This window comes from Ensifer sp. GW101-20A05 (assembly GCF_059424735.1).
Window position 1 is genome coordinate 151008 of sequence record NZ_JBWKZT010000014.1, and the last position, 19658, is coordinate 170665.

General features: G+C 58.1%; 17 protein-coding genes and 2 pseudogenes. 9 read left to right on the top strand and 10 right to left on the bottom strand.

Features of this window, described 5'->3' with window-relative positions:
• Positions 1 to 49: 49 nt before the first annotated feature.
• The 3 genes from AC070A_RS27505 (at position 50) to fghA (ending at position 2811) form a co-directional block, all read left to right on the top strand.
• Positions 50 to 841 carry a helix-turn-helix transcriptional regulator gene (locus tag AC070A_RS27505; RefSeq protein WP_057248280.1) on the top strand — a complete coding sequence of 264 codons (792 nt, stop codon included), beginning with the start codon at positions 50 to 52 and terminating at the stop codon, positions 839 to 841.
• 183 nt (positions 842 to 1024) lie between these two features.
• Positions 1025 to 1903, top strand: coding sequence for an aromatic ring-hydroxylating dioxygenase subunit alpha (locus AC070A_RS27510; RefSeq protein WP_492383672.1), 879 nt, complete (start codon positions 1025 to 1027; stop codon positions 1901 to 1903).
• 20 nt (positions 1904 to 1923) lie between these two features.
• Positions 1924 to 2811, top strand: a complete 888-nt coding sequence (fghA, locus tag AC070A_RS27515) for an S-formylglutathione hydrolase (RefSeq protein ID WP_057251629.1) — start codon at positions 1924 to 1926, stop codon at positions 2809 to 2811.
• Between the two features lie 341 nt (positions 2812 to 3152).
• On the opposite strand, the gene AC070A_RS27520 is transcribed toward fghA, so the two are convergent.
• The 6 genes from AC070A_RS27520 to AC070A_RS27545 all read right to left on the bottom strand — a co-directional run bounded on the left by AC070A_RS27520 (position 3153) and on the right by AC070A_RS27545 (position 10712).
• Positions 3153 to 5321 carry a mechanosensitive ion channel family protein gene (locus AC070A_RS27520; protein WP_162770887.1) on the bottom strand — a complete coding sequence of 723 codons (2169 nt, stop codon included), beginning with the start codon at positions 5319 to 5321 and terminating at the stop codon, positions 3153 to 3155.
• An 82-nt stretch (positions 5322 to 5403) separates the two neighbouring features.
• Positions 5404 to 6186: a hypothetical protein gene (locus AC070A_RS27525; protein WP_057251627.1), complete on the bottom strand. Its 783-nt coding sequence runs from the start codon at positions 6184 to 6186 to the stop codon at positions 5404 to 5406.
• 192 nt (positions 6187 to 6378) lie between these two features.
• The gene (locus AC070A_RS27530; RefSeq protein ID WP_112995304.1) at positions 6379 to 7656 is read right to left on the bottom strand and encodes an alpha/beta hydrolase; all 1278 of its coding nucleotides are present in this window, start codon (positions 7654 to 7656) and stop codon (positions 6379 to 6381) included.
• Between the two features lie 93 nt (positions 7657 to 7749).
• Entirely contained in the window at positions 7750 to 7962 is a 213-nt protein-coding gene (locus AC070A_RS27535; protein WP_057251625.1) for a hypothetical protein, read from the bottom strand.
• Positions 7959 to 8750 (bottom strand): DUF2092 domain-containing protein, encoded by a 792-nt coding sequence (locus AC070A_RS27540; RefSeq protein WP_113736584.1) that lies wholly within the window; start codon positions 8748 to 8750, stop codon positions 7959 to 7961. Before AC070A_RS27540 ends, AC070A_RS27535 begins: the two co-directional genes overlap by 4 nt.
• Before the next feature lie 147 nt (positions 8751 to 8897).
• The gene (locus tag AC070A_RS27545; protein WP_113736585.1) at positions 8898 to 10712 is read right to left on the bottom strand and encodes an adenylate cyclase; all 1815 of its coding nucleotides are present in this window, start codon (positions 10710 to 10712) and stop codon (positions 8898 to 8900) included.
• Positions 10713 to 11351: 639 nt separating this feature from the next.
• Here AC070A_RS27545 and AC070A_RS27550 point away from each other — a divergent pair.
• The 5 genes from AC070A_RS27550 to AC070A_RS27570 all read left to right on the top strand — a co-directional run bounded on the left by AC070A_RS27550 (position 11352) and on the right by AC070A_RS27570 (position 15681).
• Positions 11352 to 11777 (top strand): cysteine rich repeat-containing protein, encoded by a 426-nt coding sequence (locus AC070A_RS27550; RefSeq protein WP_057251632.1) that lies wholly within the window; start codon positions 11352 to 11354, stop codon positions 11775 to 11777.
• A gap of 28 nt (positions 11778 to 11805) precedes the next feature.
• Positions 11806 to 12375 carry an OmpA family protein gene (locus AC070A_RS27555; RefSeq protein ID WP_057251622.1) on the top strand — a complete coding sequence of 190 codons (570 nt, stop codon included), beginning with the start codon at positions 11806 to 11808 and terminating at the stop codon, positions 12373 to 12375.
• An 89-nt stretch (positions 12376 to 12464) separates the two neighbouring features.
• Complete coding sequence (locus tag AC070A_RS27560; RefSeq protein ID WP_057251621.1) at positions 12465 to 13907, top strand: DUF1254 domain-containing protein; 1443 nt, start codon at positions 12465 to 12467, stop codon at positions 13905 to 13907.
• Between the two features lie 336 nt (positions 13908 to 14243).
• A complete protein-coding gene (locus tag AC070A_RS27565) occupies positions 14244 to 14747 on the top strand; it encodes a hypothetical protein (protein ID WP_162728050.1) in 504 nt (167 codons plus the stop codon).
• Positions 14734 to 15681, top strand: a complete 948-nt coding sequence (locus AC070A_RS27570) for a polysaccharide lyase family 20 protein (RefSeq protein ID WP_375374163.1) — start codon at positions 14734 to 14736, stop codon at positions 15679 to 15681. The genes AC070A_RS27565 and AC070A_RS27570 overlap by 14 nt, the downstream gene beginning before the upstream one ends.
• 73 nt (positions 15682 to 15754) lie before the next feature.
• Here the strand turns inward: AC070A_RS27570 and AC070A_RS27575 are convergent.
• From AC070A_RS27575 to AC070A_RS27590, 4 genes and pseudogenes are all read right to left on the bottom strand, one after another.
• Positions 15755 to 16240 (bottom strand): annotated as a pseudogene (locus AC070A_RS27575) (ATP-binding protein); the annotation flags it as partial.
• 705 nt (positions 16241 to 16945) lie between these two features.
• Positions 16946 to 17185 (bottom strand): annotated as a pseudogene (locus AC070A_RS27580) (DUF1236 domain-containing protein); the annotation flags it as partial.
• Positions 17185 to 17544: a hypothetical protein gene (locus tag AC070A_RS27585; protein ID WP_113736587.1), complete on the bottom strand. Its 360-nt coding sequence runs from the start codon at positions 17542 to 17544 to the stop codon at positions 17185 to 17187. The pseudogene AC070A_RS27580 and the gene AC070A_RS27585, both read right to left, overlap by 1 nt.
• A gap of 954 nt (positions 17545 to 18498) precedes the next feature.
• Complete coding sequence (locus tag AC070A_RS27590; RefSeq protein ID WP_492383591.1) at positions 18499 to 18915, bottom strand: hypothetical protein; 417 nt, start codon at positions 18913 to 18915, stop codon at positions 18499 to 18501.
• A gap of 526 nt (positions 18916 to 19441) precedes the next feature.
• On the opposite strand from AC070A_RS27590, the gene AC070A_RS27595 reads away from it, so the two are divergent.
• On the top strand, positions 19442 to 19642 hold the full coding sequence (locus tag AC070A_RS27595; protein WP_492383590.1) for a hypothetical protein: 201 nt from the start codon (positions 19442 to 19444) through the stop codon (positions 19640 to 19642).
• The last annotated feature ends 16 nt before the right edge of the window (positions 19643 to 19658 follow it).

The window sequence follows — 19658 nt, forward strand, 5'->3', positions numbered from 1 at the left end:
TAACCCAACGCTTGGCGAACACTGCCGTCAGGTGCTTTGAAAGGCTTCGATGCGACTGCCGCCCATAGATCTCAGTCGGGAAAACACGTTCGGAGAGATCTCCTACGAAAGCGGAGGGCAGTATGGCCCCATCCGGGGGGATTACCTTGCCTTCATCATCGTGCATCTCGGATCGCTCAAGATCGAGGCCGATGAAACAGTGCTGCAGCTGGAGGCGGGCCAGTGTGCGCTATCCCTGACAAGGGACCGCTATTTGACGACCATCGCTCCCGAGACGCTAACTCACATCAGCTGGTGCGATGGCCGACCACAAAATGCTGCTTGGCTCTACAAGGAGCGCCACAAATATGCGCCCTTCATTAACGCCTCGACGCAGGTCCAGACATTAATGCAACTGGGTGTCGATCTCGGGATCGGGGACCGCGATGGTCGTGGTGGCTTGCGCGAAGCTCTGACGAACACTCTCCTCAACGCCTATATTTACGAGGCGGAAGTTGTTGCGGAGGAAAGGCCTATCCCGCAGACGATCCTGCAGGCGCGCCGCTTTCTTGATGAAAACTTCGCCGCAGACGTTTCCATCGAGCGCGTCGCGCAACAGGTTCGTGTAAGCCCACAGTATCTTGTGTCCGCCTTCAAGAAGCACTTGGGCATGACGCCGGCTCGGTATCTCTGGCGCTGTCGGCTGGACTATGGCGCGCACCTCTTGCAACGCAGCGGCTTGTCCGTGAGCGAGATTGCCTACCAGGTCGGCTACAAGAATCCCTATCATTTTTCGCGCCAGATCAAGCTGGCCTTCGACTGCTCCCCGACCGAGCTCCGCGAGAAAATGCTGAACGGCTGAGCCTCCAGCGCGTTCAGTGCCCGACATCCCCAGCGATCCGACGACAGGCGAACTAGCGGTATTAAATCGCCAAGCGCAGGCATGGTCGTCTTCCTTAACCTCATGCATCAATTTTCCAGAGCACCTCCATCTCAAGGGGCGGGTGCGCGGTTCGCTAGCAGCAAACACCCATGGGATTGCGATATGGAAAACCTCAGTCACATCGACCCGATTGCACGCGACGAATGGCATGTCGTCGCCTCACTCGAGGAACTTCCGTCCACCGGCATGTTTTCTACTGTCCTTCTCGGTCAGAGGATATTGATCGGCCGGCATGTCGATCGGTTGGGTGCATGGCGTGAGCCGCAAGCCGCTGCCGAGCCGAGCGGCGCTCAGACGTCCGGTACGGAGCTGCCAACCATTCAGCGGTTCGGTTACCTCTGGGCCACCTTGGGCGACCCGCCGCGCGATCTGTTCGAAATACCAGAGTTCGACGAGCCGGATCGCAGCCGCATCGTTCAGGGCGTCACACGCGTCGGTGTCTCGGCGCCGCGCGCGGTCGAGAACTTCCTGGACATGGGGCATTTCCCGTTCGTTCACACAGGAATCCTGGGGGAGGAACCCCATACGGAGGTCAAGCCTTACAAGGTCGACGTCTATTCCGACCCACCCGAAATTCTGGTCACCGGTTGCGAGTTCTACCAACCGCAGGCCAATGCCGGTTCGGAGACGGGCGCAGATACCGAATACGTCTACAGAATACCCCATCCGTTTTGTGCCGTTCTTTACAAGACGGGATCGACGCGTCCGGACCGGCGCGATGTTATCGCGCTCTTCGGCCAGCCCGTCGGCGAGGACCAGGTGCTCGTGCATATCGTTATCTGTCTGCTTGACGAAGTCACGGATCTGGCCGCGATGCGCAGCTTTCACCAGACCATTCTCGGGCAAGACAAGCCCATTCTTGAAAATCAGGTGCCCAAGCGCTTGCCACTGGACTCGCGCTCGGAGGTTCCGATCCGCGCCGACGCCGCCTCTGCAGCCTATCGTCGATGGCTTCGTGAAAGGGGCCTTCGACCACTTTGATGATTGGCGAAAGTAGACAGATGAAAACCGTTTCGGTCTCGAAGGCGCACGGCGGCGTGCAAGGGGTCTATCAACATTCATCGAGCGTTTGCGCGTGCGAAATGACCTTTGCAGTTTTTGAGCCACCGCAAGCGGCATTAAGTCCACGACCTGTTTTGTGGTTTCTGTCGGGTTTGACGTGCACCCATGCAAATGTGATGGATAAGGGCGAATACCGAAGGATGGCCGCAGAACTTGGGCTTGTCGTGGTATGCCCTGATACAAGCCCTCGGGGCGAGGTTGATGACGTGCCCGACAATTGGCGGATCGGCAAGGGCGCGGGCTTTTACGTTGATGCCACCGAAGAGCCATTTTCCAAGAACTACCGGATGTATTCGTATCTCATCGACGAATTGCCGGCGCTCGTTGAGACATATTTCCCGGCCGATATGAGCCGACAGGCGATCATGGGGCATTCGATGGGCGGACATGGCGCACTCATCATGGCACTGAAGAATCCTGGGCGGTTCAAAAGCTGCTCCGCTTTTGCGCCCATCGTGGAACCCTCGACAGCGGAGTGGTCCAAACCCGCGCTTTCACTCTATCTTGGAGCGGATGAAGGCAAATGGAATTACTATGACGCGACGCGCCTCGTGGAAGGCGGCAAGCGCTTTCCCGAGTTTCTCATCGATCAGGGAGCCTCGGATCAATTCCTGGACGAAGGTCTTAGGCCATGGCTGTTCGAGGACGCCTGCGACAGAGCTGGTATTCCGCTCACCTTGCGCGTGCACGAGGGCTACGACCACTCATACAATTTCATCTCAACCTTCATGGACGACCACCTTCGCTGGCATGCCAATCGCCTGACGTTATCCGGGTCGTCGACTGTGGGGGCAGCGGCGTCGTTGCAGCACGTTCCCACCATATAGTCGCCAGGCCGAGCCGCGGGAAGCCCAACCCTTTCGGGGAGAGGTTAGCCGAACATAGCCTCGACCCCGTGTGGCGTTTGTTCCGATCCGCCGGCGAGTGTCCGGAGTTGGCTGTTCCCGTTATGTGCTTCGAAAGTCGCATAATGCATCGACTGGAAGGTGCCGTGCTGAGGCAGGCAGCTATGCAGCTCTATCGATTTTCGGGATCAACTCCAGTTCTGTGAAGATGGCACTGAGTGGCTTGCTCGTCTCCCAAGAGCTGGCAGAAAGGACAGTCTTCGCCAAAAGTTCCAGCTGTGAAAAGCCGCTAAGCAAGACCAGTCATGGTAAAGCCGGAATGCTTAGCCGATTTGCTTCGGATTGGCGTTCAGCACTTGTTGGAGACCAGCAGCTTTTGCCTTGGGATCACCTTCAGAGACCTTCACCGTTGGATGGGCGAATTCGATTCCGTTTTCGTCGAACGCTCTTTTAATGAGCGGATAGGCCCGTTTGCGCACCGTGCTTTGGGAGCCTGGTTTCGTCGTCGTTTTGAGCTTGAGTTGAATGCCGTAAGTCCCGAATTCACCAACAGCATTCATCTTCAGAGGTTCGATGATCATCGGCGCGAGCTCGGGATCCTCCGTCATTTGCTGGCCGATCCGGTTGATCAGCTTTCGCGCCTTTTCAAGATCCGTGTCATAGGTGACCGTGACGAGAAGTTTGTCGATCGCATAGTCGCGACTGCCGTTCTCCACCGCACCCAATGCACTGAAAGGAATTGTGAACACAGGGCCGTTTTGATGCCGCAGACGAACGGAACGCAGGCTGAACGATTCTACAGTCCCGCTGTAATTGCCCGACTGGATGTATTCGCCCACACGAAAAGCGTCGTCCAGGAGATAGAAGATCCCACTGATGATATCCTTCACCAGGGTCTGCGCTCCGAAGCCAACTGCCAAACCGACGACTCCGGCGCTCGCAATCAGCGGCCCGATTTCGATTCCGAGCGTAGACAAGGTCATCAACACAGCAAGGGTCGCGCATATCACCATGGCGAAATTCCGCGCGACCGGTAGCAGCGTTCGCAACCTCGTTTGCTTCGCACTCACCTCGGCGCCGCTTGAACCGGCCTTATCAACCCGCGCAATCTTTGCGTCTATTGCAAGGCGTGTGAATTGCCACAGCGCGTCAAAAGCAAAAAGGATGGCGAGAACAATCACACATGCGCGCGTCAACCTTAGGATCGCATCATCGCTTGTCGCCAAATGCGGGAAGCCGATCCCCCACACCCTTGCAAGGATCCAAAATGCGAGGCCGATCAGGAATGCCCGTGCCAGCGTGTCAATCATCACCATGGAAGTGGATGAAATTTGGTCGTCTGCCTGACCTTGCTCATTCGCAAAAAGATATGCCGTCAGCGTACGGACGAAGCGAAGCGCAATCGGGGTCGACAAACCAATTGCAAGCGACCAGAAGAGATGCGTCGCACCGGCAACCCATATCAACCACAGGCCGACGACAAGGAATGTTGCGGCCCATCGGCCTAAGGTGCTGCTCTTTATCGTTTTAGGACCGCGTGCGGCTTCGAGCGATGGCGTTTGCCAGATAACGGTGATGCCGATCACCACCAAACCGAGCCCCATGACGTAAGAGATCAGCTCCGTAGCCAAGGGGTCCATGCCACTCAGCCGTGATGTTTCAGCGATTGCAGTACCAAATAAGAACCACCCAGCCGCTGTGAGCGGCCAGAACGGATTGCAATTGCGCGAAGCCCTATCATGGGCGGCGAGTGTCAACGGGCGTTCTCGTTGCTCCTCTCTCACCGAGAAAAGCACTTGTAAAACCCCACGCAGGAGCATCCATGCCGTGACCGCTGTCAAAAGGGTCAAAAGGATCGGATCAGCCAGTGGAGTCCGTTCGTAGAAGAGGAGGGGACTGAAACAGGCGATGCAGAATGCGATGATTCCGGCCACCTCTTGCACGAGGGAGCGTCCCATCAGGCTGCGGCGATGAGGCCCAAGCGCTTCACCTTCCGCTACATCGGCCGGATAGTCGGTGCTGAGGCGGCTCTTGACGAGAGACAAGGCTGCAAGTCCCAAACCCACCAGCACGCCCGCCGTGGCAAAGATTGTGATAAAGCCCGCGCCGTCGCTCGCTGACCGCAGTCGCTGTGTTGCCTTCTCCACCTCGGTATTCATGCGTGGCGCAACTTGCCAAAGCTCGTTGAGATGCACTTGTATCGCCTTTAGACGTTCCGAAAAGGCTTTTCCGAAGGAACCATCGGATGGCAGGTCCTTGCGGCTTTCGGAGGCGCCACTGGCTTGTTGTCGGGCGCGGAGCCAATCCTGAACGTCACTTTTCCCGAGTAGGTCCAGAAACTCTTCGACGTTGGATGTTAACCCGGCGGTGTGATTGGTTTCCGCCAAGGCGGACTGCGGGATTGCGAAAAGGAGCAGGGCGATCACAGTTGCTACGCGTATTAACACAGCGCGTTGTTCGACCGCCGTCCAAGAGCGGATCTTCGTTTGCACGGAAATTCGTCCCTTCAGAAAAGCCTTATCTTGTTCGGCTCTGATGCCTTTGGCGCGGTACTCCAAGCATTCGCAAATGTCTTCAAAAGCGAATCGTGAAACCGACGATCGGGCCCTGTTGCACGACATCGAAAATGAAGCCGTTGTCACGGTAATCAACGCCGAGCGCCCTGTAACCAATTGTTGCAGAAACCGTCTCGTTGATGTTGTACCCAACCCCTGCCATCACATCCCAGTCTATGTTGGCACCGCCACCACCGACAAGACCCCATCCAATCGCGTAGAAGTTTGGTGTGAAATTATAGGTGCCGCGCACCCCCGCGAGGCCATCGACCCATGTGGCGCTGTCGGTATAGCTGCGCCCACCGAGAATTCCGCCGTTGAAGGAAATCTCGGTCTCCACTGACCACACCCGCAGGCCGCCGACGACATCCAGGCGGCCCTCAGGTCCTTCAAGGACCGAGTAACCCACGCCGAAAAGGCCAGCGAATGTCTGAGTGTCGACGTCGACACTCGTCGCCAACAAACCATGTGGCGTGTTATCGTCGGCGGAAAGCTTGGTGTAGATCAGGTCGCCGAAAACGCTGAATCGTCCGTTCCGGGCCTCTCCCATGAGCATACCGCCAAAATCAAGGTTGTCGAAAATGTCACTAAAGCTCGCGTCCATGTTGACCGTAGGAAGACCAAACTGTGCGGTCTCGCCAGAAAGACCTGCTGCCCAGAAGTAAGGCGTGATCGAATAGGTCCATCGTTCCTCGATCGCAGGAACGTCGTCCGGTGCTCGATTAGCATTAAGGTCAGCTGCCATCAGCGGCCCGCACAAGAGCGCGCTCGCGACGATGGCGGCCGTAACAAGTCTCTTCATAAAATGCTCCGTTCTTTCAAGAAATCCATCAGCGGCAAGGGAAAGGATAGAAGCCGTAAGGCGTATGATCATTGGCCGCCGCAACCGACGCGCCGGCGTAGGGCTTCGCGAAAGGCTACGCGCCGCTTGGACTCTACGTCGGAGCGGCAGAGGCTTATCCATTGAGGGACACCGAAGCCCCGGCGCATCTTTTCATTGGTTGTCCCTCAATTCTGTCGCGCCACACGTTGATTTAGATTCCAGCCGTTGTTTTGACGTGCAGTCCTTAACCGCGATTTCCTGCTCAGAGCTCGACCGGCCCGCTAACCCACTGAGGTGGTGAGCGTAGTTTTCGCGAGAGGCTTGATCGACAACAGCAACCGGGGCGGTGAGGATCAGGCCCGCGGCGCTGCCTGCTGCTGCCGCAACCCCCGTCGTTCCAGCGATGAGGTGATCCCCAAGGCCCATCTTGCTGTCGGTCAACGTCTGGCCCTCGGAAATCCGGGCGCCGATTAATTGGACCACTTGTGGCGATTCTGCGAACTTGCCATGGTGCATGCTGTCTCCGGCCTTCACCTTGGTCAGATCAATGACGGTGATATCGTGGTCCGCTAACTCCTGCTTGTAAGGGGCCCGCTCCGGATCGATCGATCCCAGTCGGGGAATGTCACCCCAGACCCTGCGCGAGAAAGCCAGTGCCTTGTCGTCCTGCGACACGAAGAGGGTGAACCGCGGGTGCTGATTGCCCATGTCCTCGATCTGCGAGCGGAACACATCCACGTCGACGTCGGGGGCCGCGAGCATCACGTTTTTGAACTTTGCCGGCAGGCGTCCGTTACGGATTGCCATTTGGCGAAGCGCTTCCAACGTGAGCCAGTTTCCCATCGAATGAGCAAGGATCGAGACATCCTTCACCTCTTCGTCCGCAGCCAGATATTGGAACAGTGATTCCAGCGCGTTGCGGGTATAGTTGGTGCTTTCACGGTCATAGCCGTAAGCCAAGAGGCTGCCCCGCGATGGCCAGGTCACAAGAACGGGCGCACTCTTGACGCCGGAATCATGGACGATCTGGGCAAAGCGGTAGACGGAGTCTTCGAAGCGATTGTTGAACCCGTGAATGAACACAAGCACGCTTTGGTCGGGACTCTTCCTGACCGAAGCGTTCAGCCAGGCCTTAGCTTCAGTCTTTGTCAATTCGTCCGCTTTCAGAGTTGCGAAGTCGGTGGCCGGATTGGGAGGCAGCTTCTTTGGCCACGCGACATCGCCAACCTTTCGGATAGGAGGGATAGATACGGTGATGTCCGCAAACGCTGGCGCACGCGCGCGCTCGCCCGTGAACATTTCTCCGGGTACTTCCGAGCGGTCACGCGTGGTTGTGATCAGCATTTCGACGCGGCTTGCATCGGCGGACGTCTCGGCGACGGGCGTCAGCACACCCTTCGGATGGCCGCCGCATCCGGAAACGGAGATGAGCGTAAGGCAAAGGATCATCCGGCGCAGACAGCTTGAGAATGAAGCGACGCGCTCAGTGCTGGTGTTTGTGTTGATCAAAACGCTTCCAACTTTCCCCTGAGATTTCGGGCCCTAGCAGTAATAGACGCCAACGGCGCAGCGCCGCACGGTTCGCCGAGCGACGCCCGCGACGCTGACAGGTGTCAGCGGCCGACCGACACGAGCCTCGGCGGGCTTCGGAAAAGCGTAGGGCCTAAGGATCGCTGCCTGCTCAGCGGCATCGATCGCGGGAAGCAAAAGCGCAGCAATAAACAGAACGGTCTTCAGTCTCCCGTGCGCGGTCATTTGTCGTCTCCCGTGGCCAGGTGATCGGGTAGTTCGTCTATGTCGGCAAAATCCGTCAGGTCGACCTTCCTGGCGTCGGTCTTGTTGACGAAGCTATAGTCTTCCGCCACGACATCGACGCCCGTCTTCCAGTCCGAAATTTGGATGCTGTATTGCGGACCTTGGTCGACCTGGCTGGCGGTAATCACGTAGCGGCAGGGATGGGGGTTTTCTCCCTGCGCGATCCAAATCTGCCAGTCGACGTCTTTCGCCCGGAAAGCGAGGTGGTCGCATTCGACACCCCCGATCACCCCACTGCCGAGGTCCTTTACGTCGGTTACGCCCTCCATCAGCTTGTCATAGGCGTCGGGCAGGAGCAGGTCCGCACCGGGCACCGGCTTGCCGAGCTTGTCGCGCATTGCATCGACCAGATGCTCGACCGTGCCCGGGAGATCCACCTGGGTGTAAAGGTTTATATCCTTTCCGACCAGCGTCACCGTCTTGCCGTCGAAAACCATTTCAACATTGGCGAAGCCGCCAAACCGCGTGGCGCGCAGCTTGTCGGGTCGCCCCAACTCGATCTTGCCGGAACTCGCGAGCAGCAATTTCTGATGGTCCTTGGTGACGACTTCCAGGTTTGAATCGTAGGCGAAGGATATCGCCTTTTGTGAAGCGAGATAGTCTGACATCGCCTTGAGGAGGCTTTTGGCCTCAGCTTCTGCCGCCAGCGTTTCTGCTTGCGGTATCAGCCCCAATAGTAAACAGAACGCTGCGGTTGAAAGGGCATTATTCGTATTCCAGCGGATCATCGGCCTATGCCTCTTGGTGCTTGGCAAGCGTCAGCCGCCGGCTGGCGTCTGATATCGACAAACTGTAGACACCGCGGAGAACGAACACCCGTAACGTCTGGTAGGCTCTGTGCGGGCAGACTGTAGAATCTGTCCGCCGCCGAAGCCTCAGGGGATTTTGAATGCGGCGGTGGCCAATACCTTCGCTTCAACTTCCTCGGCGCTCGGCACGGGAAGGCCCGCCTTTCGAAGCGACGCGATCATCCGGAGGTTGTCCCTCGGCTCAATGTTGCGCTTCCTGTGTTCTTCGATGATGTTCGGGATGTAATCCGGGCGCATCTTCATGAAGATCTCTCCCTCGCGCCTCGCCTCATCCAACAATCCAGCGTCGGCGAAGATTGCGGCTGCGACCAGGTGAAACATCGGGAACTTTTGTAGATTCGTCTTGCGGATGAGGCTCACCGCTTTATCAGGATCGTTCAGCATATAGGCCGCGAGCGCTCGTGCTCCGTGGTAGTAGCTTGCGCCACCGGGGTTGAGCGTAAGAGCTCGGTCAAGGAGATCCGCGCCACGCTGCCACTGGCCACAGATTGCGAGCCGCGTTCCGAACTCGCCCAACAGCTCCGTGTCGTTCGGGTTTAATGCCAGCGCCTCCTCGCCGGCCTGAAGCGCCTCGGTGAGTTGTTGGTTGAAGAAAAGCGCGATCATCAGGGATTGAAGCGCCCGGGTATTTCCTGGTTCCAGTTCGATCGCCCGTCGGGCCGAGTGCAACGCCCGCTCAATTGGCGCCGGCTGGCCACTCCTGAGGTTAAAGCGGAAGCGATCCTCATCGAGGTATAAAATGGACGACATTGCCCATGCCGTCGCATAACTGGGGTAACGTGCCACGACGCTTTCAAGACAGTCTCGGGCGTTGAGATGGGTCTCCGGGCTCAGTTCCGCACGATACGCGTAGAAGCGCAGTGTGCAGGCGTAGACCCCGAGGTCATCTGGGGGCGGGCTTGCTGTGGCAGCCTGCGCGATGACGCCGTACGGCTGGGCTACAGCGGCCGCAACCTTGCTCGCGACGTCGGATTGGATGGCGAAAAGTTCCCGGCTTGTTAGGTCATCGTCGTAGGTCTGGGACCACAGGATTGCGCCGTCGGATGTGTCTAATAGGCGCGCCGTCACTCGGACCTTAGGACCAGACACCCTGACGGCGCCTGCAAGCAGATAGCGAGCACCGAGCCCACCACGAATTTCGGAAGCCTCAACCTGTGGGGAGAGAGACTTCGACGTCTCGCGGCCGAAGACCATGATCTCCTTGAACCGTGGCAGGGCGGTGAGCAGTTCCTCTGTCAGCCCTGATGTGTAAAGTTGAGCCTGCGGGCCGTCGCCGAGATTGGCAAAAGGTGCGATCACCAACGTCGGCTCGTCAGGCGAGATTGCGGTTCCGCTCCGCTTCGCAGCCTCAACTATGCGCTCGCTTCCCCAGTATGTCAGCGCCGCAAGTGCGATGACGCCGAAAAGGCCGAGCATTAGCCACCCACGACGCGGCCATGAGTGATCGAGCTGTTTGCCCTCCTCCTCGACAGAGGCAAAGATGGGGGCCGCTGAGATCGGAGCGTTCCAGGTGAACGAAGGCGCGTAGCGTCCTTTTGGAATATCTATCCTGACGGGATCGTCCTGTCCGGCCACGAGATAGTAGCGCTCGAGCGCACGTCTCAGCCGTCCGGCCTCGATGCGGACGACCGGGTCATCCTGGGTGAAGTCTTCGCTCCGCTTGAATACCTCAACCGCGATTGTGTAGCCTTTTAGGCGCAGCGCTCGCCCCGCAAGGGCCTCCTCGACAACGAAACTGAGAAAGGCCGGGCCGCGGCCTCCTTTTGGAAACTCGGCACTCGAAATGATGCGTGCAAGTTGGTCACGAATATCTGCTGGACTTGGCACAGATCCTGACGATTCCGCCATCTCCTCCGATCCGTGTGCCACCAATGTGTCCATCAATCGCCCCCTACCCACTCAGCTGCGACAATCACTGATTTAGTTGCCGTCCCTTTATGTAACCTACGCTGTCACGTTTTGCTCGTCCAGAAATCATATCGGACCACCACCTCGATTTTTGTGCCCCCTAGAGTTTGCCACACCAGTGGTAAGCGTTGGTTTCGAAGCATCTCTGGGCGGATTCGCAGGAAAAATTTGAAGGAGTTTCGCGGATGCCACGGTCAGTGACGGGCGCGCGGCCGTGCCGTGCAAGAAAACATCTCAGGGGTCTCTTCCCCAGCTCGGTTGCGGCTCACGGAATCGTAACGATGCCTGGGCATGCGATGATGACAAATGCTCGTTGGTGACCTTCGCGGCGCCGATCCACGTTCCGGCGGTCGATGGAACCTCACACTCCCGCTGCGACGAACGCTCCGCCGGGGACATGGAGATGGCAAACAGCCGCCGAGACGGGATGTCGGCAGCGCTCGCCATCGTGCAGTCTCCGCGCCTGCGAATTGCCCGCGTAACCGTAGCAGGGGCGTTGCATACTGTAAGCTACTTCCCTTTTGGCGACCGCATTGCGCATGTCAACGCTGGCTAACGCCTCGGCTATCGGCCGGGCAGCCGAGTTTAATGTTGTTTTCGATCGGACTTGCCATGACGAACAGACGTGCAGTTTTCGCAGGAACGATAGTTCTCACTGTTCTTGCCCTCGCCACCGTCGCTCGGGCAGACACCATCAGCTATGCCGATGCTGTGAGCTTGCTCGCCAACGATTGCGGATCGGACATCCGGAAATATTGCAAGGGGCTCAACCTTGGCAGCGGCCGCATCCAGTCCTGTCTCGAGCAGAACGAGGGCAAAGTCTCGCCGGCGTGTACCGTGACACTGGCGAACGTGATCACCTCGATACGTCAACGCCAGGCGGCGCAGTCGTCCTTTGCGACGATTTGCAAACACGACATCGCCCAGTACTGCAAAAGCGTCAAGGGCGAGGGCAATGTTCTCTCCTGTCTGAACAAGGCGACGCGCGTGAACGAAGGACAATGCGGCCAAGCCATCATCGACGCAGGGTGGCGTTGAGACCTTCTTGAGAACGAAAGGTGAGCCAATGAAGCGAATCCAATTTAAGGCGTTGCTGACGATCGGGCTGATGCTGTCCGCTGGCGAGGGGGTGGCGCAGCAAATCAGTGACATGCAACTTGTACGTACCCTCGGGAGGGTGGAAAACGCGGCGCCCGCAATTGACGTCGCGCTTCTGGTGGAGGAGGCAACGGCAAGTGCGGGTAAAGGTGTCGCCAACCTTCCGAACTGGCAGAAACTCTCCAAGCTGTCGCAATTGATCCTAGATATCGAATTCGAGAACGACTCCGTCGCCATCGAGCCAAAATCTTACCGCACGGTCGGCCTGATCGCCGATGCGCTGCACCACCCCAACCTGCGGCGCTACAAGTTTCTCGTGGTCGGTCACACGAGTTCGACCGGCGACGCCCAACACAATCTCAAGCTTAGCGCGCAGCGCGCCAATGCCATAACCGAGGCGCTTTCGACCACGTTTGCGATCGCACCAGACCGTTTGTATTCGATTGGCGTGGGCGAGGAGTGGCCGCTCGATGCAGCCAACCTGAAAGCGCCGGAAAACCGGCGGGTCCAATTGATCAACCTCGGTCTCGTCCAATAGCCCGTGTCCAGTGGTGCTTCAACTTTTGATTGCGCGCGGATTGTCCGCACAGTTGCATTCGTTACAAATTGTTTTTTGGAGGGCAAGTAATGCATATCACGCGCCGTGAATTAACGGTGGCCGGTCTTGGACTGATGGCCGCTGGTTCTGTGGGTTCGTCGGCGAACGCCGCCGACGGTTTGGTGGCAGATCTGCCGGAAGGGCTCGATGAGTTCGCGCTCGCAGTCGAAGCGTACATTTACGCCTACCCTCTCGTGACGATGGAAATGACCCGGCGCGTGATTACCAACGTCGCCGAGGTCGAAGGAACCCGAGGTCCGATGGGGCACGTCATCAAGTTGCGCCAGTATCCGGATGCCAAATTCCGCGACGTGACGGCGCCCAATGCCGATACGCTCTATACGACGGCATTCTTCGATGTGGGTGAGGAACCTTGGGTGGTCAGCTTGCCCGACCTCAAAGATCGTTATGCTCTGTTTCCGATGCTGGACGGCTGGACGACGGTGTTCGACGTTCCCGGAAAGCGGACGACCGGTACGGGGGCGCAGACCTTCGTGGTGACCGGTCCTGGGTGGGAAGGCAAGGTACCGGAGGGCATGACCCAGTACAAGTCTCCGACGAGCATCGTCTGGCTGCTTGGACGCATCTATTGCACCGGGACGCCGGAGGACTACGCGGAGGTTCATAAGCTCCAGGATGAGGTCAAACTCTATCCCTTGAGCGCATGGGGCAAGGAGTGGACCGCCCCCAAGGGCAAGGTCGATCCGGCCATCGATATGGAGACTGCCGTTCGCGAGCAAGTCAACAGCATGAACGCCATCGAGTACTTCACCCTGTTCGCCGAGCTCCTGAAACGAAACCCGCCGACCGACGCGGATGCGCCGATGGTCGCCAAGCTCGCCGAACTCGGCATCGTTCCCGGCCAGGACTTCGACAAGGCCAAGTTCGATCCGGCCTTTGTGAAGCGCGTCCCTGAGCTCGGCTTCGCCCGCATCATGACGCATTTCAAATTCAGCGACGGCGACGTGCAGGACATCGACGGCTGGGGCTTCACGACGAAGACTGGCATTTATGGCACCAACTATATCCAGCGCGCCCTCATCACCGCGATCGGTCTGGGAGCAAACCGGCCGCAGGATGCGATCTATCCGACATCGCAGAAATCCGGCGGCGGTGTGATCAAGCGGGCATATAACGGGTCCGAAAAGTACGTTCTGACATTCAAGAAGGGACTTACGCCACCGGTTTCGGGGTTCTGGTCCTTGACCATGTATGACGCGGACTACTTCTTTGTCGACAATCCGCTTAATCGCTACTCCATCAGTGCACGGGAGCCGCTCAAGGCAAATCCGGACGGCTCGATCGACCTGTTGATCCAGCATGAATCGCCCGGACCGGACAAGGAATCCAATTGGCTGCCGGCGCCCAAAGGCAAGTTTATCCTCATGATGCGCCTCTACTGGCCCAATGAGAGCAATCCTTCCATCATCGACGGCTCATGGACGATACCGCCCGTGAAGAAGGTGAGCTGATTGCACCCTGGGACTGGGGCGGCCTCTCGCCGCCTCGTTCACGGCCGTCACCCCGCGCGCGATGGATTCGGCTTTGTCGCAAGCCAGGTCTCACCGAACGCCGTCGCATTCCGCTCGGTCCTTTCAGCAAGCCGGGTGTCGGCGGCTATCACGTCGTCGACGCTCGGCGCGGACCGGGATTTGACAAGAAGAGGGTTTGAGGCAGCCGAAGTGTGCCCGATCGAACTACCGAGCAGATTCGGCATACCAATGGCAGCTGCAAGACGGGAAGGCCTAACTGCGCTGACAGCCCGTGTTATTTCCAGCCCCCCGGGTTCATGCGAAAGGAGTCTCTGCATGACACATGCGGAGTTCGTTGTACACGTTCGTGAAAGCTATGCTTGTCTTTTTGATCCAAATACGAGCGAGGAGACGTGGTCCCTTTTCCTGATTGCCAATACCGGCTGGAACGGATTGATTGAGGAATATCTACGGCGTGTCGAAGTATTCCTCAGCAATCAAGGGCTGCTTTCCAAGGTCTACGTTCGGCAAATAGAGGAAAAGTGGGGTGGTCTTCGCTGCTACCTCAGTCCGACGGATGACTTCCGCCTGTCGGCAGAACTGGCGGCTGCGCTTAGCGGGATCTATCATGAGATCGCAGACCGTTCCTACCATACTTGTGACGTCTGCGGTGGGCCCGGTCGACTGATTTCAAACAATAGCCGTTATGTTACCCGGTGCAACGACCACATCGCTGACCGCAGGTTCACGATGGACTGTCGCGAGACAGGAAGAGGCCTAAAGCACAAATACGTTGCGAGCGCGGAGGATAATTCAGGAGAAAGAATTGGAAACCGCTGACAACGCACTTGACGGCAATAGCGATGCGGCGACGCCGTTGTCCTGGGAAGCCAACCTTGTTGACGGTTTCGAAGGCGACAGCTTCTCGCCTTTGGGGGGGCTCTACTATCGTGACAATGTCGAGCAACGTGCCGGATCAGTCGAATTCCAGCGAAATGTCACCTTTGGCAGTGCCGGCGCGTTGAAGCTAAGCGTCCGACCGCTTTTTGAGGGCGAAGACGATCGAAGCGAGCGAGCGGAGGTGTGGGAACGCACGACGCTGCGCGTACCATATGACAAGGCGGTCTGGTACGGCTTTTCCGTCAGGTTTGCCGATCCCATCCCGCAAGGGGACCACCGCCATCTGATCGCCCAATGGAAGCGCGAGATCGGTCCGGAGGCGAGGGGTGACTTTAGCCCGTTCCTGGCGCTTCGTCTCGTTCGCGGCCGACTGTTTGCGACCGTTGAGACCAGTTTTCCGGTGATCCCTCGGCGCTCTTCTTTGTCGACCGGCACATCGGCCCTCACGCCGGTTTTTCTGCGGCCGGAAAAGCGCCAGATGCGTGCGCTGGTTGCCACCGACCCTGGCTGGAAGCCACAGGACGGGCGCCTGTTCACGGCCCACACGGATCGCATCACCGTCATCCACAGGGGTAATGAGCTGCCGACGCCGCATAGTGGCTGGATTGACTTTGCAGTGATGACCCAGCCGGGACCGGATGGCACAGGGCATATCGAACTCTTCGCCAACGACCGCTGGATCGTGACGGTCCGAGGCCATATCGGGCATGACGAACATGGGCTGGGCTCTCGGCAGTATTTCAAGTTCGGCCCCTACCGCTCGGCATCTCAGGGCGAATGGACGCTCTACTTCGACAACTTTCGCCGCTCCACACGCAGTGAAGATGTTCTCGGACCGGCTGGACTTGCGGCGCTACGCTCAGCAGGCTCGTAGATCCCGGGAGGCGCAACACAAGGATGTCATGCCGCTGGAAATTTCCTCAAAGTGCCGAAGTAAAATTCCCCAGTTATGCCGACGTGGGTAGCAGGAATGCGTGACCATTTTTCGGTGGCCGTCCCCGTGATCTTGGTGGTGGCAAGAAAGGGGGTGGAGTGATGAGGGGTTTGGAACGCACGTGCTCTGGCATCAGTTCCGCATGTTGTCGCAGGCGATAGCTTGATCCTTCGATCTGAATGCGACGGCGTTGTAAAGGATTCTGTCAAGCAGCGCGGTGGCGACGACGCGATCGCCAAAAGACGTCGCCCCACTCTGCGAAGCCGCGGTTGGAGGTGAGGATCACAGCGCCGCGTTCGTAGCGACCGTTGACGAACTGGGGAAGAGGTTACCGCTGCCCGCGACGACAGGCTGATAAGCCCGCCAGGGTTTTGATGGTTGCGAGCCTGCCCATCCGCAATGCCCTTCTTGATACGGCTGTTCTCGCGCAGCGTCAGTTCTTCGATAGCAGAACGTCGATGGCCTCCAGCTCTGACAGTTCGCCATGACCCGACCTCTTCCTATTTTGCTCACGATTTGTGCTCAAAAGATCGCATAATGTATCGACTGGAATGTACGGTACCGGGCAGCTTCGCTCATGCTGCTCTACCGATTTCCGGGATCAACTCTGGTTCGCCTCCGACCAGCAGGGAAGCAGTGGTCGCAACCATTGACAGAAGCACCATGCCGACGGGTAGACCGGTCGTTAACTTCCTCTGTGGCGTTGCGTAAGTGTGTGGTTCGTACATTCGCAGATCCTCAATCCTCCAATCGGGCAACGACAGCAAAGCTTGTTCCTGCGGACTGCAAGGAGGCGCTCCGGCGCCGTTGCCCGCCCAAGGCAGTTAGGCGCTGTGCTGCTTGGGCTCAGAAGAAAACTAACGCGAGGGTAGAGGGCGACAACGAACCTAAGACCTTTGCGCTGGCCGTTTGAGACTGAAGTCCCATGGCGGAACCTTTTCCGCCGCCCTAGCTTTGAAAATACTCTCGATCGTCGACCCAATCGAGATGCCTCTAGGCCCCACCAGCCCTTAGTGTCCCCGCTAACTGTGGGGCCTACCGAGCGGATGCTCGCATATGATTCACCTCACCGGTCCTGCTTCCGCGGGACCGTTTTTTTATCCAGCATAATTAGCTTTCTGGGGAGTGAGTGCGGGTGGACAACCAAACTCGGAGCATGAAGGCTGCCCCTTCGCATCCAGGGGAAGGGGCAGCGGTCCGAGCGTTAGTCGATAACACGAACGATTTTGCGGGTGCCCGGGTCAACCAGGACCGTGCGGTTGTCTACCACCACATAGCGGTACTTGATATCCGGTGCATCGATCGTGTGCAGTTCTACCGTTTCGGGGAGTGCCGAGCCGACGTTGAGCTCCACTCCAGGAAGTTTGATGGAGGCAAGCGGCTTCTTCTTAACATATTCGCGAACGACCGTTTCCTGCTCTGGAGTAACAATGACCGTCTGAGCTAGGGCGAGGCTATACTACACCAGACGCACACCCGATCGAACGTCCGTTGGAGCGTATCAAGTTCGTCGGGGCTGAGTAGCTGGCCGGTAATCTCCTGGATCGAAACCTCGTGGTTGCCGTGCGGAAGCGAGTCCGCGTTCTCTTCCAGCGCCGCCAATTTATAGTAGCCGATCATGTGTTTCAGAACGCCGCTCTCCCGAACGCCCCCTTGGTAGCAATTGAGAATGCGTATTGCGATTGCCTCTGCGGCCTCACTATTCCGCGACAGGCCGAGCCCGCGCAGGACATCCACAAAGATCTGTTCGATTTGGTTGATTTCGTGAGGGAGGAGTACCTTTGAATGGGCTGTGGGAAACATCACGGCGATCCGAAGAATGGTTTCGGATGATCGTCGCCGGCGAACGAGGTCCACCGGATGAACCTGTTGCGGCAGGATTGCACAACACGGAGTCAGACAGACAGCGCGAGGATCATATGCCGGGTTTGTTTCCGGTTTGTGGGTCTGGGATCGCATAATGTATCGTCGGGAACGACATCCTTGTCGGGATGTTGGACGGGTGTTCCGAGGCTCCGCGCGGACGTACATGGTGTGGGCGATACGTTCCTCGATCGACACTGACTGTCGCCCCTGAGGGGCGCCGCATCAGACAGCACGAGCGCCCGTTATTCAAGACGACGGATGTTGAATGGTCGCCCCGACAAAGTAACCAGGCGGCGATGGGCGCGTCACGCAACTGTCACGCGCAAAGTACTTTAGAAACTGCTAAGACGTAGAAAGCGATGACCATGTTCGAGTACGAAAATGCGCCGATACCTTTTTCACATTCATCTTCTTGGGACGGTCAATCGCGACCACACCGGAGCGTTTCATGCTAGCGACAGCCAGGCGGTGGCGCGCGGGAGATCGGTTGCGGACGGGATCGCAGAAAACGACAGGCACCGGAGCGTAATCGTAACAGTTGAAAGGGCAGGTGGCCCGGTTTTGGCGCGTGTAACTGCGACGAAGGCCATGCCCCCTTGGCAGTCTGCAAGCTCGAAGTTCGAACACGCTTGGCGGGAACTGTCCGGCTTGGATTCCAGCCAACTCCGAGGGATTGCGCCCGCGTTTTCAGGGAGGAAGGAAGGTTTGGACGACGAGCCGGTCCTTAAAGACTATCTCGGCGAACGGGAGAAGGCGGACTATTGGCTGGCGATCGACGCTGACGACTTCGTACCGCAATACAATGCCGACTGCATGCATTCCGTACTTGGGTCATCGTCGGCCCGTCCTATTGGGGCCCGGAAGCGATCCGCCTTGGAGCGGTTACGATCCTTACAGGGAGTGTGACGAACGAGGCAAGTGTGCTCCCACTTGCCGTTTTACTTTTGGGTGTTGACGACGAGTTTGCAGCGATGCCGTCTTGCAAAACGTGCCCCAGCTGTTCAAGCGAACTCGTTGCTCTGATTGCTTGCGCGTCCCCGCAAGCACGGCCACGAAGAGTACGGCAAGCCCAATGTACAAGGCGACGTTCAGCCCGGTGCGCCCGTACATTCCACCCATCGTCGCCAGCATGATGATGCCCATCGGAGCTACCATCGTCAGCGCCATGTAGGCCGTATTGAGATTGTTCCGGAAATCCGCCCAGCCGTCGATCATCGAGAACATGACGAAGTACATCACGATCAGGCTGAGAACCATGTTGACCGTGAACATGATGTAGTTGTGCGTCGCCCCGTCATGATGCTGCATCGGCGGCCGCTCATTGTTCCGGCCATCCTCGAAACCGTGCGGCCGCTCGTAGGTACCATCACGGGCGTACGTCGCGGGACATCCACAACCAGACGATCCGCAAACGCCCGTTTCGGCGCGGAACTTTTGATCGGCAGACGGATTGTAGGCTCGAAGGGAACGCGCCCCATGCCTGCCTTCCGAGTTTCACTCCAGGTCATCTTAATCGGTGCACTCTGCCTTGGGATTCTCAGTCTGCACGGCACACTGGGCGCCACCGTTCATGTCGGACGCCATTGCCCCTCCGTCACGGAGCCTAACCATCACGCTTCCGACTTCGCCTCGCCGCCGGGCTGCTGCACAAAATCTCAGTGCTGTGCGGTTCTGGTGGATTGCGTGCGTGCGGCGAAGATCCACCCCCCGCATCTTCGCAGCCCGCTTGCAGTGCAGGCGAAGGCGTTCCTGCTCGTCCGGGTGCTTCATCCTCCGCCCAAGACCAGCACTCTCCCGATCTGAAACACACGTCCTTCCGAACATGGAGAGTACAATGAACAGCTTGCTTAAGCTCATAGTCGCCGGGACGGCCATACCAGCCATCCTTCTCGCAGCGACCGAAACGGCGTCGGCTCAGATGGCGATGCCGGACGCATGCAAATCGGCATCTTCGATGAGTGGCGACATGAAGATTGCGGGTTTCGGTAATTCGCGGACATGGATTCCATTAAATCCCGGACAGCGATTTCACTAAATCCGGGACAGCATTT

Coding starts and splice junctions, on each gene's coding strand:
- AC070A_RS27505 (WP_057248280.1), top strand. CDS start 50: ATGCGACTGCCGCCCATAGATCTCAGTCGGGAAAACACGTTCGGAGAG.
- AC070A_RS27595 (WP_492383590.1), top strand. CDS start 19,442: ATGAACAGCTTGCTTAAGCTCATAGTCGCCGGGACGGCCATACCAGCC.
- AC070A_RS27560 (WP_057251621.1), top strand. CDS start 12,465: ATGCATATCACGCGCCGTGAATTAACGGTGGCCGGTCTTGGACTGATG.
- AC070A_RS27540 (WP_113736584.1), bottom strand. CDS start 8,750: ATGATCCGCTGGAATACGAATAATGCCCTTTCAACCGCAGCGTTCTGT.
- AC070A_RS27525 (WP_057251627.1), bottom strand. CDS start 6,186: ATGAAGAGACTTGTTACGGCCGCCATCGTCGCGAGCGCGCTCTTGTGC.
- AC070A_RS27590 (WP_492383591.1), bottom strand. CDS start 18,915: ATGCAGCATCATGACGGGGCGACGCACAACTACATCATGTTCACGGTC.
- AC070A_RS27565 (WP_162728050.1), top strand. CDS start 14,244: ATGACACATGCGGAGTTCGTTGTACACGTTCGTGAAAGCTATGCTTGT.
- AC070A_RS27535 (WP_057251625.1), bottom strand. CDS start 7,962: ATGACCGCGCACGGGAGACTGAAGACCGTTCTGTTTATTGCTGCGCTT.
- AC070A_RS27545 (WP_113736585.1), bottom strand. CDS start 10,712: ATGGACACATTGGTGGCACACGGATCGGAGGAGATGGCGGAATCGTCA.
- AC070A_RS27550 (WP_057251632.1), top strand. CDS start 11,352: ATGACGAACAGACGTGCAGTTTTCGCAGGAACGATAGTTCTCACTGTT.
- AC070A_RS27530 (WP_112995304.1), bottom strand. CDS start 7,656: ATGATCCTTTGCCTTACGCTCATCTCCGTTTCCGGATGCGGCGGCCAT.
- AC070A_RS27555 (WP_057251622.1), top strand. CDS start 11,806: ATGAAGCGAATCCAATTTAAGGCGTTGCTGACGATCGGGCTGATGCTG.
- AC070A_RS27510 (WP_492383672.1), top strand. CDS start 1,025: ATGGAAAACCTCAGTCACATCGACCCGATTGCACGCGACGAATGGCAT.
- AC070A_RS27585 (WP_113736587.1), bottom strand. CDS start 17,544: ATGTTTCCCACAGCCCATTCAAAGGTACTCCTCCCTCACGAAATCAAC.
- fghA (WP_057251629.1), top strand. CDS start 1,924: ATGAAAACCGTTTCGGTCTCGAAGGCGCACGGCGGCGTGCAAGGGGTC.